An 11,576-nucleotide genomic window follows, 5' to 3' on the forward strand; every position below is an offset into this window, starting at 1 on the left:
CCTATAACAACATGAGGCCGCACCTTAGTCTCAGAATGAAAACTCCAAATGAGGTGCATGAAAAAAGCCAACAGCTGACGCTGTTGACTTATTAGAAATACTGTCAACGTATTTTAGGACGAGACATTAAAATTCGGCTTCAATTGTTTGATTAATACATTCACATTAGATAACAATGACTTACACATTAACACTAGCCTTCACCAGCAAACAACTAATGTACGTCCCTCAATGATTCAATCCGTTCACCCAATTCAGGATGAGAACTGAGCCATGTGGGTAGTTCAGCATGTCCATCAGAACCTTTTCCTAACAATTCAAACATCTCAATCATAGCTTGATTAGAACCATGCAGCTCGATCATCAAATAGGAAGCAAATGAATCCGCTTCTCGCTCTGCATCTTGTGATTGACCATTATTTGCAACAAACACACCAAGACCAGTAAGGTTATCAATGATCCCAGAGCTTTCACCTGTCAAAGCCGCTACAGTTACTGACAACAAACTTGATCGAACCAATACCTTCATTACATGCTGGTGCTGAACATGTCCTAATTCATGTAACAAGATACTGTCTAATTGCTCTTCCGTTGTAGTCAATCTAACGAGATCATCTAATACGATGATTGTCCCAGCACTCAGCGCAAAAGCATTGGCGCCAAGCTCTGAAGAACGAAAAACCAACTGTACATCGCCTTCAATACTCATTTTTTGCAACTGCCTTTCAAAGCGCTGTCGAATGTGGCGCTGTCGTTCTTCCGACAGAGTGGAGCTCTCAAAGAACTGTTCATCTAAAGACTCTAAAACCTGATTTTCAACCAGCCTAGGCACCGAATCAGGTAGATAAGTGACTATTTGATGAGTTAACCACGGGATCCCATGAGTGAACATAGAAATAGTAAGTAACACGAGAACAACACTACTAACTAAGATAGCCGTGATGTTCTTCTCTAATTTACCTAAGAAATTATGTTTACCTCTGTCTCTCAAATAGGCGTCCAGCTCATCACTTTCCTCCGAGATAAATTGCCATCCATCTGGGAATTTGAGCTTTGTTGGAGCGGATCCAACGCCTCGCATAATTTCAACACGTTCAAAATATGCAGAAACAATAGAGCCATCCACACTCAGGAGTAGTTTATCAGGGTTAGAGATATCTAAAATGGCCTCGCAGCGTTCAGAACTACGAGGCGGGTGTGCAACACCAGAGATCATTTAGCCAATACCAAGATCAACATTAAACGCTTGAGCTATTTCATCAGAAATAGCCGATTCCACATCAGACGGTTGGTCGTTTGCTACTAGTAAATCTAAGTTACCTTGAACATACGTATTCTCCGACAAGTAGTTCATCGTTCTTACCATCACCCATGGTCTAGCTAACCCGAGGGTAATCACTTGAAGTAAGAAGTTAGTTAATACTAAAAACATGTAGCTTTTTATCGTTAATGTCGAAGCGAAACTTAACGTTGAATCGGCCTCATTTTCTTTTCCTTCAAGCACTAATTCAGAAAAGGTGTAATTTCTAATTTTTACTTGAATGTAAGCAGCAATCGCAATACTCATAACAATGAAAGCAAAGTAATAAGCAACCATCATTGAAGTCAAACTTCCGTTGTTAGCGATTTCGGATAACGACTCAGGGTTGCTGATCATGTTGAAGCCAACGGCACTGAAGAGAGCCAAGACGGCAACAATAGAGACAACCAGCCATGCAATCATACTGGTTAAGTATACTTTGAAATAAAAGCCATCTTGGTAATCAGCTTTAAACTGACGATCGCCATAGCGATAGCCATTAGAAAAATAATTGGCGATACCGGCAAGTAGCCAGGATTGTAAATAAACATAAGAAGGTATGGATATTAAAATGGCGATGCCACCAGCAATCATGTTCATTTGCATCGTAAATATTATTGCCATGATTGCCGTAAATACGCCGACACCCACAACAAGACCACGCCCAAGAATTGCCCAGTAGGCTCCGGAAACAGTACCATGGAAAGAGAAGTGAACATTTCGAAAGCTTGTCATTGCAGAATCAAAACGAGCATTACTGCGAGATAACAATGGTAACAATGCAAAAAATACCAGTAATAAAACCAATGCAACCTGAGGAGCAAATTGATTACTGATTCCCCAAGCGACTACACAAATCAACGCAATGATTCGCCCTTTCAATATTTGCATGGGCTTACCATGATATTCAAAGCTATCACTACCAATAAATGTATTCCCATAAAAGTAACGTTTATTTCGAACTTTCGCCCAAGCCGAATAAATACCGAGCGTGATCACGGATAGTAGAATGTTAACAATCCATATTCCAAAATACTCTTTCCCTTTTCCACTAAAGAGAACCTTAGTTTCCAACGCTTTGTTTTCCATTTTAACTCCATCTGACGTTTATCATTAAACCATGCGCATCTTGGTGCGCATTGAGAGGTTGCACGCTATAGAAACACGCCGTGCTAATCAATAACCTGAATGGATAAATCAAAGGGAGTTATCATAGTTTTTGCAAATGATAACAAGGAGTTGAATAAGCCTTACTAAGATATTTATCACTATACAGTTACATTCAACCAGAGATTATTTTACCCCTAGAATCCTTTGATAGGTTTCATCTATCGAATTAATTTCTACAACCCATTTTAACTAATGATAATAATTCTCAATAATAGACCTATCGAAACAACACAACGATTGAGTAATTATCATGAAAAAGACACTAACCTTTGCCGCATTACATTTTACTATCGCATTTAGTGTCGCTTACGTACTAACAGGCAACATCTTAATTGGCAGCTTAATTGCCATGATTGAGCCCTCTGTGAATACTGTGGCCTTCTATTTTCATGAAAAGGCTTGGGCTCAAGTTCCAGCGCTTAAAGCTCGTCAGTGGATGACTAAATTAAAAACAGCAAGCTTCGCTACTATCCACTTTAGTGTTGCCTTTACCGTTGTCTACTTATTGACTGACGATGCCTTTGTTGGTGGTGTGATGGCAACGTTAGAACCCGCTTTGAATACCGTGGCTTACTACTTCCATGAGAAAGTTTGGCTACGAAAAGCAGAAAGCCAAACAACACAGCCACAGTTTTGTTTGCACCAACACGCTTAACCTAGAGAGTTTATTGTTGACATAGTTGCGGCGCGCAATTAAATTATAGTTGTATATCGCAACCATATTGAGAGGCAACATGACTTCAGCACAACTTAGAGAATTATCACGTCAGCTCGTTCGACAGCTTGGAATGCTCGACAAAGATTGTGGTGATATTGCCCTACCTCCGATTCAAGCGCATACGCTTATCGAACTAGAGCAGCAGCCATTAACCGTGAATCAATTAGCGGATAAGCTCAATATTGATAAGTCCAACGCCAGTAGAGCAGTCAACAATCTAGCGAAGAACTCGTTAATTCAAACCTCGCCACACCCCAACGATAAGCGCAGTGTTGTTGCTTCAGTTACAGAACAAGGGATAAACACTCTTACCCAACTTCACAGTCAACAGAATCAGTTTTATGACTCGGTACTTGAGCGTTTAACGGAAGCGGAAACTCAACAAGTTTCGGGGGGAATTAAGCACTACCTTAAAGCACTGCAACAAAGCCACGCTTCAAGCGGTGTGGTGGTTCGCCCCCTGCAACAGCAAGACAACACCGTAGTGGCCAATGTAATTCGCCAAGTCTCTTATGAGAATGGGTTAACTGAAGATAAAGGTTATGGTGTAGCAGATCCCACCTTAGAAGACATGTTCAGCGTTTATAACAATGAAAGATCTCAGTATTGGGTAATTGAACTTGATGGAAAGGTTGTCGGTGGTGGTGGATTCGCACCATTAGCAGGTATGCCAGAGGTCTGTGAACTGCAAAAGATGTACTTCTTGCCAGAAACCAGAGGCAAAGGCTTAGCGAAGAGGTTGGTTAATATGTCGATGGAGAAAGCTAAGGAACTGGGTTATCAACATATGTATCTAGAAACGACCGAATGCCTTAATGCCGCAGTTAAACTTTACGAAAAATTGGGCTTTAAACACCTTGATTCAGCTTGGGGAGAAACAGGCCATGACGCTTGTGAGGTTGTCATGGCCAAAACGCTATAATGTTTTTTTGAAATAGGGTTAGCGTCGGCAGTTCATCAGATGACAAGCAAGTGAGCGAATTGATTCCTTACGTAACGGGCTAATTACATAACCGCTAACTACGCAAAAAATTACTGACGCAAGAAGCTGGATTCAAGGCGACAAAAGAGCTCTCTTCCTGCCCATCAAGTACCACTTCTAACGAGTATAAATGTTTAGGGTTAGGATTCTCAATATCAAAAATGATCGGTGCCTCAACCTGGAAAACAACACCCGTATGTTCTGCTCGCACATCTATCGGCATCACCAATGTCATACCATTAAACTTGATTGATGCCGATATTAGCCCCGGCTTTAGCGTTTGATAGATAACATCCACTTTGAACTCACAACCACCACCGTAATGCCAGATCTGCTCTGTCACAACTTGCTCAAGCTTGACGTGACGAACGAACTGCAGATATGGCGCTTGCCAGATTCCGATACGAGAATCCGATTTAGCGACAGTCGGTGAAGAGGCTGACTCATCCATATCCTCTTCAAGCAACAGGCTCTCCTCTTCTTCAAGGAAAAGGATCTCAAAACGGTTGCGACCAGACTGCATGTAAGGTCGAATATCTTTACGGTATTCGACTTGGCTACCATCACAATCAAACACAGCCACACCATTGAGTCGCACTTCCGCAAAGTAATCAACACCTGCCATTACTAACTCAACAAACGGGCACGCCAACATCGCATCATCCACTTCGATGTCATGCATCAGGTGCCACTCTTGCTCTGCGATTTCACTTTCACTCAAGCTATCAGGAAGCTTTGAACTTAACGGAGCCGGAAAGGTAATGTCATCTTGTGGAATAGAGAGATCCGTTAATGGCGATATTTGCCAAAGACCATCGAGAGGTAATCGCATAGCATTCCTTGAGCTAGATCAATTTTGACCGCATTATAATGAATGAATGCATATAAAGACATTTATTTTTCTGAGGATAAAAAAATGCCAGCTCAAGGCTGGCATTCTTTAAAACTGGGAAGAAATTACTCTTCGTCTTCATCATCTTCGTCTGGGTAGATAGCATCTTCACCTTCGTAGTAAGTGCCCCAACCGTCGTAGATAATGTCAAACTTCTCTGCAAGATTTACAAGCTTCTCAACTTGCTCATCAATAGCTTCTGCATTCAGAGTACACTGCATCGTTGCATCACAACAAAGTAGCTTGTTGCCATCTTCGTCTTCTGTCTCTTCAGCTTCAAGCACTTCAAAGCCCATTTTGAATGCTTCAACAACGGCTTTCTCAAGTACTGCGAAATCTTCAGCAAAAAGGTGATGCTCGATATCGTATAGAGCTTCAGGATCGCTACCATCTTCGATTAGTGCTTCAATGATGTCGCGAGTCTCTCCTTTTTGAAATTCAATTAATTCCGCTACTGATAGATATTCATCTTCGTGAGACATGTGTCTGCTCCAGAGTGTTGACTATGAAAAGATCAAATTTGATTGCCACGAAATATGGCATGGATCGCCTAGAAAAGCCACCTAGATCAGGTATAGAAGAGTAAGTTTATCGCTAGATAACAGAGGGGATATCAATTAAAAAGTGAAATCAAAATCACAGAAACAAATTTTCAACATATTATTAACTAACGTGTGTTTTAGCATTTCATTTTTATTGTTACTTTTCGCCTTACTTCTCTAAAACTGAGTGGTTAGTCATATCAAATGCATACTGACGATCACTTCATTGGTGCATAAGATCTCATTTTAGAATGGATAATTGCATAAATTTTGAATGAAAAATCATGTTCACCAAGCAAAATGGATTATCGAGTTACTGAAATTTGAGCATAGAACCGCAAAAAGTTTGTTCTAGCATTGAGTCTTTCAATTGGATTTTAATATCACTAATTTTTAATTAATTAGCATTAAAAACCAATAATTGAGAAATAACACAACCTTTACACAATTTTCAAAACTTGCATATTACGAACAAGCTTGTCATAAATAGACGCTGGATTAATAGTAAGGATGCAAAATGAGTAAGCTGTACGTTGGCTCCGAAGTCGGTCAATTAAGACGAGTTCTCCTAAATCGACCTGAAAGGGCACTCACCCACCTCACCCCTTCTAACTGTCATGAGTTACTCTTTGATGATGTACTTGCAGTAGAAGCCGCAGGTGAAGAACACGATGCCTTTGCGACGACACTTCGTAACCAAGACGTTGAAGTGTTATTACTGCATGACCTACTGGTTGAGACATTAACGGTTACTCAAGCTCGTGAGTGGTTACTCAATACTCAAATCTCTGATTTCCGTTATGGCCCAACGTTTGCTCGTGACTTGAGAGAATACCTTGCTCAAATGGATAATGAGCATTTAGCAAGCATCCTACTTGGTGGTTTAGCCTACTCTGAACTTCCTATTCAATCTTCCTCAATGTTACCGAAGATGCATCGCCCGCTCGATTTCGTTATCGAGCCACTGCCCAACCACCTATTTACTCGCGACACCTCGTGCTGGGTTTATGGCGGCGTCTCTCTTAACCCTATGATGATGCCTGCACGTCAACGAGAAACGAATCACTTGCGTGCAATATACCGCTGGCACCCTGTATTCGCAGGCCAAGATTTCATCAAATATTTCGGTGATGAAGATCTTCACTATGACAATGCGAATATTGAAGGTGGCGATGTACTGGTTATCGGTAAAGGCGCTGTTCTTATCGGTATTTCAGAGCGCACTAAACCGCAAGGTGTAGAAAACCTAGCGGCGAGTTTATTTAAGTCAGGTCAAGCTACAGAAGTGATTGCTATTGATTTACCAAAGCACCGCTCTTGTATGCACCTAGATACAGTAATGACACATATGGATATTGATACCTTCTCTGTCTATCCAGAAATCGTTCGTAAGGACTTAGACACCTGGCGCTTAACGCCGAAAGAAAATGGCGAAATGCGAGTAGAGAAAGCGGACAACTACCTTTCAGCGATTGAAGGCGCACTAGGGCTAGATCAACTGAAGATCATAACCACTGGTGGTGACAATTACGAAGCAGAACGTGAACAGTGGAATGACGCTAACAACGTACTGACGGTGAAGCCGGGAACGGTTATCGGTTATGAGCGTAATGTTTACACCAACGAAAAATACGACAAAGCCGGTATCGAAGTGCTGACGATTCCAGGCAACGAACTAGGTCGTGGTCGCGGTGGTGCTCGCTGTATGAGCTGCCCTATCGAAAGAGACGGTATCTAAGCTACAAAACTCAATAAAGCCGAACACACTAACTTATCTAGGCCAGTACCATTGTACTGGCTTTTTTTATTAAATTAATAAAATAAATATTCACAAATACAGCATCTTTATGTTTAACTGAGTTCTTCATTGATTCTATATACGCAAGGAGCGAGAGATGGCCTTTAATCTTCGCAATCGTAACTTTCTAAAACTTCTCGACTTTACTCCTAAAGAGATTCAGTTTTTACTCGACCTGTCTGCCGACCTTAAAAAAGCTAAGTATGCAGGTACAGAGCAGAAAAAGCTTAGCGGTAAAAACATCGCTTTGATCTTTGAAAAAGCATCAACTCGAACTCGATGTGCCTTTGAGGTAGCTGCTTTTGATCAAGGCGCTCAAGTCTCTTATTTAGGCCCTTCTGGTTCTCAGATTGGTCAGAAAGAATCAATGAAAGATACGGCGCGTGTATTAGGTCGTATGTACGATGGCATTGAATACCGAGGGTTTGGCCAACGCATTGTCGAAGACCTAGGCGCTTATGCCGGTGTACCGGTTTGGAATGGCCTAACCGATGAGTTCCATCCAACCCAGATCTTGGCTGACTTCCTTACTATGATCGAACATGGTCGCGGTAAACATCTGCATCAAATCAGTTTTGCTTATCTAGGAGATGCACGTAACAACATGGGTAATTCTCTGTTAGTGGGTGCGGCGAAAATGGGCATGGATATTCGCCTTGTCGCGCCAAAAGCATTTTGGCCAAAAGAGCAGCTTGTCGAAGAGTGCCAAGCTATCGCGCACAGCACAGGAGCAAAAATCACGCTGACTGAAAACGTTGCCGAAGGTGTTAAAGATTGTGATTTCCTTTATACCGACGTTTGGGTTTCTATGGGCGAAGCACCGGAAGCTTGGGACGAACGTGTTGCAGTCATGACACCTTACCAAGTGAATATGGATGTCATTAAACTCACAGGTAACCCTCAAGTGAAGTTCATGCATTGCCTACCCGCTTTCCACAACAATGAAACCGTGATCGGCCAACAAGTCGCAGACAAATATGGCATGAACGGTTTGGAAGTGTCTGATGAAGTGTTTGAGTCGGACTACTCAATTGTGTTTGATGAAGCTGAGAATCGCATGCACACCATCAAAGCGGTAATGGTTGCGACCTTAGGTCAATAACGAAGAATCAAACATAAACAAAAGCTTGATGTAATCGCTTGCGCTCACAAATTGAAAGCGTATAATTCTCGGCAATTTGTCTGAGAGTAGTGAAAATGACGCCAAGCAATGTTGTGATAAAACATAATAAAATTGTGAAAACACCTAATATTGCTCGTAAGCTAAGATGCTTACCAGGTCGTCTATTCTGCTTTTCAGCACTTTTTTAAAGCCTCCCATTATGGGGGGCTTTTTTATGGCCAATACATTATTGTGGGGAAGAAGATCATGGCGAATTCGCTCTATCAAAAGCACATCATCTCAATTCCAGAGCTTTCTCGTGAAGAGCTAGAATTGATTGTTCAAACGGCAGGTCAACTAAAAGCTGAGCCAAACCCAGAGCTCATCAAGAATAAAGTTGTTGCAAGCTGCTTCTTCGAACCTTCAACGCGAACTCGTCTCTCTTTTGAAACTGCTATTCAGCGCATCGGTGGTGATGTGATTGGTTTCGACAGCGGTGGTAACACTTCACTGGCAAAGAAAGGCGAAACGTTGGCAGATTCAGTACAGGTTATCTCTTCATACGTTGATGCTTACGTAATGCGTCACCCTCAAGAAGGTGCAGCGCGTCTGGCTTCTGAGTTCTCTAACGGTGTACCTGTTATTAACGCGGGCGACGGCGCAAACCAACACCCAACTCAAACACTGTTAGACCTATTCTCTATCGCTGAAACACAAGGCCGCTTAGACAATCTCAATGTTGCATTCGTTGGCGACCTTAAGTATGGCCGAACGGTTCACTCTCTAACTCAAGCACTAGCTAAATTCGACAACATCTGTTTCTACTTCGTTGCTCCAGAAGCACTGGCGATGCCTGACTACATTTGTGAAGAGCTTGATGAAGCAGGCATCAAATATCAACTGTTCACTGACATGGAAGATGTGATTCCTGAGCTGGATGTTTTGTACATGACTCGAGTTCAGAAAGAACGTTTTGATGAATCGGAATACGCGCACATCAAATCAGCGTACATCTTGACGGCTCCGATGCTGGAGAATGCACGTGATAACCTAAAGGTTCTACATCCTCTGCCTCGCGTTGACGAAATTACAATTGATGTCGATAAAACGCCTTACGCTTACTACTTCCAGCAAGCAGAGAACGGTGTTTACGCGCGTGAAGCATTGCTAGCCCTTGTTCTTAACGAAACGCTGTAGAGGAGAGATATCATGTCTAAAGAGACTCAATTAAAAGTTGAAGCAATCAAAAACGGAACGGTTATCGACCATATCCCAGCAAACATTGGGATTAAGGTATTAAAACTGTTCGACATGCATAACTCTAATCAACGAGTTACGATTGGCCTAAACCTGCCGTCCTCAGCTTTAGGTGGTAAAGATCTACTTAAGATTGAGAATGTGTTTATCACAGAAGAACAAGCGAACAAGCTGGCACTGTATGCGCCTCACGCGACCGTTAATCAAATCGAAGATTACGAAGTGGTTAAGAAGTTGGCGTTGGAACTTCCAGAGCAAATCAACGATGTGTTTGAATGTCCAAACACCAACTGCATTACTCACAACGAGCCCGTTGAAAGCAGCTTTAAAATTTTTGAAAAGAAAGAAAGTATTCGACTGAAGTGTAAGTATTGCGAAAAAGTATTCTCTCGCGAAATTGTGACTGAAAGATAACGCCATACGGCAACACCATTTGAATGAAAAAACTATCAAATACCTCGCTTGTGCGGGGTATTTTGCTCTTTACCTATCCAAAGTTTGTAGGCACACTGAAAATTGCTTTTTATCTAATAACTGATGGAATAAACCAATGACTAAAGTACTTCACACAGAATCTGCTCCAGCTGCAATCGGCCCATACGTACAAGGTGTTGACCTTGGCAATATGGTACTGACTTCTGGTCAAATCCCAGTAAATCCAGCAACTGGTGAAGTATCTGCTGATATCGCAGAGCAAGCTCGCCAATCTCTAGACAACGTTCAAGCAGTTGTTGAAGCTTCTGGCCTGACTGTAAAAGACATCGTGAAACTAACGGTATTCGTTAAAGATCTAAACGACTTCGGCACAGTAAACGAAGTTTACGGTAAGTTCTTTGATGAGCACGGCGTTGCAAACTACCCTGCACGTTCATGTGTTGAAGTAGCTCGTCTACCAAAAGATGTTGGTATCGAGATCGAAGCTATTGCGGTTCGCAAATAGGTTTTAGGCTCTAGAATAAACAAACGGCTTCGAGTAAATGGCGGAGTGCTGAACGTTTATCAGATATAAAAAAGGTTGCCCATTTGGCAACCTTTTTTATTGTTCGTTGTTTTGCTTAAATTATTTCTTATTAAGCTCAACCACTTCTTTGTCTAATTCTTCAAGCTTAGCGGCCATTTGCTCACGGGCTTGGTTAGCGAGTTGACGAACATTAGACTTGTCGTAACCTTCAGTGCTAATTGGTGGCAACATTTCAACAATCACATGACCATTGTTCCAACGGTTCAGCTTCACGCCACCCGTAGAGCTGCATACGATTGGGATAACCGGTAAACCAGCACCAATTGCCGCATGGAAAGCACCCGTTTTAAATGGCAACAGACCACGGCCACGAGAACGAGTCCCCTCAGGGAACATCCATACTGAGACATCGCTCTCTTTTAAGCTAGTCACTACCTGATCAATCGTACCTACTGCTTTACTGCGGTTAGCACGATCAATGAGGATGTTACCTGTCAACCAGTAAAGCTGACCAAAAAGAGGCATCCACACTAGGCTTTTCTTACCAACAGTCACTACCTTAGGTGTCACCGCTGATGAAATCGTGAATAGATCCCAGCTATTTTGATGGTTCGCAACATAAACATGTTGACCACGAGAGTAGGCATCTTCCGGGATACGAAGCTCTAACTTCATTCCGAATATTTTCGACATGCGACCGAAATAGCGGCCAAAGGTAAATACGTGTTTCGGGTTACGTGGACTAAGTAGACAGTAACCACACCCAAATACAAACATAAGAATCGCAAATATCGCCAATGCGAAAATACGTAATACTGCTATCATTTTGTTCCTCACCAACCACAAAGCTCATT

Annotated in this window: 12 protein-coding genes; 7 read left to right on the forward strand and 5 right to left on the reverse strand. The window is 42.1% G+C overall.

The features are described from left to right. Window positions 1–214 precede the first annotated feature (214 nt). Both AACW75_RS25360 and AACW75_RS25365 read right to left on the reverse strand, forming a co-directional pair. Complete coding sequence (locus AACW75_RS25360) at window positions 215–1,216, reverse strand: M48 family metallopeptidase (RefSeq protein WP_237297582.1); 1,002 nt, start codon at window positions 1,214–1,216, stop codon at window positions 215–217. Beyond that, entirely contained in the window at window positions 1,217–2,389 is a 1,173-nt protein-coding gene (locus tag AACW75_RS25365; RefSeq protein WP_017096066.1) for a YjgN family protein, read from the reverse strand. A gap of 331 nt (window positions 2,390–2,720) precedes the next feature. On the opposite strand from AACW75_RS25365, the gene AACW75_RS25370 reads away from it, so the two are divergent. Continuing rightward, on the forward strand, window positions 2,721–3,125 hold the full coding sequence (locus tag AACW75_RS25370; RefSeq protein WP_102455813.1) for a DUF2061 domain-containing protein: 405 nt from the start codon (window positions 2,721–2,723) through the stop codon (window positions 3,123–3,125). 79 nt (window positions 3,126–3,204) lie between these two features. After that, window positions 3,205–4,110, forward strand: a complete 906-nt coding sequence (locus tag AACW75_RS25375) for a bifunctional helix-turn-helix transcriptional regulator/GNAT family N-acetyltransferase (RefSeq protein ID WP_102444457.1) — start codon at window positions 3,205–3,207, stop codon at window positions 4,108–4,110. 94 nt (window positions 4,111–4,204) lie between these two features. Here the strand turns inward: AACW75_RS25375 and AACW75_RS25380 are convergent, their stop codons facing one another. Further along, window positions 4,205–5,002, reverse strand: coding sequence for a glycosyl hydrolase 2 galactose-binding domain-containing protein (locus AACW75_RS25380; RefSeq protein WP_017089964.1), 798 nt, complete (start codon window positions 5,000–5,002; stop codon window positions 4,205–4,207). Window positions 5,003–5,127: 125 nt separating this feature from the next. Next, window positions 5,128–5,544, reverse strand: coding sequence for a ribonuclease E inhibitor RraB (gene rraB / locus AACW75_RS25385; RefSeq protein WP_004735324.1), 417 nt, complete (start codon window positions 5,542–5,544; stop codon window positions 5,128–5,130). Between the two features lie 577 nt (window positions 5,545–6,121). On the opposite strand from rraB, the gene arcA reads away from it, so the two are divergent. The 5 genes from arcA to AACW75_RS25410 all read left to right on the forward strand — a co-directional run bounded on the left by arcA (window position 6,122) and on the right by AACW75_RS25410 (window position 10,701). After that, complete coding sequence (arcA, locus tag AACW75_RS25390) at window positions 6,122–7,342, forward strand: arginine deiminase (RefSeq protein ID WP_017073425.1); 1,221 nt, start codon at window positions 6,122–6,124, stop codon at window positions 7,340–7,342. Window positions 7,343–7,499: 157 nt separating this feature from the next. Continuing rightward, entirely contained in the window at window positions 7,500–8,504 is a 1,005-nt protein-coding gene (locus AACW75_RS25395; protein WP_145569948.1) for an ornithine carbamoyltransferase, read from the forward strand. 267 nt (window positions 8,505–8,771) lie between these two features. Beyond that, window positions 8,772–9,701, forward strand: coding sequence for an aspartate carbamoyltransferase (pyrB, locus tag AACW75_RS25400; protein ID WP_017073427.1), 930 nt, complete (start codon window positions 8,772–8,774; stop codon window positions 9,699–9,701). Window positions 9,702–9,713: 12 nt separating this feature from the next. Further along, window positions 9,714–10,175, forward strand: coding sequence for an aspartate carbamoyltransferase regulatory subunit (gene pyrI, locus AACW75_RS25405; RefSeq protein WP_017073428.1), 462 nt, complete (start codon window positions 9,714–9,716; stop codon window positions 10,173–10,175). 136 nt (window positions 10,176–10,311) lie between these two features. Then, the gene (locus AACW75_RS25410; RefSeq protein ID WP_004735319.1) at window positions 10,312–10,701 is read left to right on the forward strand and encodes a RidA family protein; all 390 of its coding nucleotides are present in this window, start codon (window positions 10,312–10,314) and stop codon (window positions 10,699–10,701) included. Between the two features lie 120 nt (window positions 10,702–10,821). On the opposite strand, the gene AACW75_RS25415 is transcribed toward AACW75_RS25410, so the two are convergent. Next, window positions 10,822–11,547 carry a 1-acylglycerol-3-phosphate O-acyltransferase gene (locus AACW75_RS25415; protein ID WP_135458592.1) on the reverse strand — a complete coding sequence of 242 codons (726 nt, stop codon included), beginning with the start codon at window positions 11,545–11,547 and terminating at the stop codon, window positions 10,822–10,824. Window positions 11,548–11,576 lie beyond the last annotated feature (29 nt).

This window comes from Vibrio sp. L3-7, assembly GCF_963898195.1.
Classification (GTDB): Bacteria; Pseudomonadota; Gammaproteobacteria; order Enterobacterales; family Vibrionaceae; genus Vibrio; species Vibrio echinoideorum.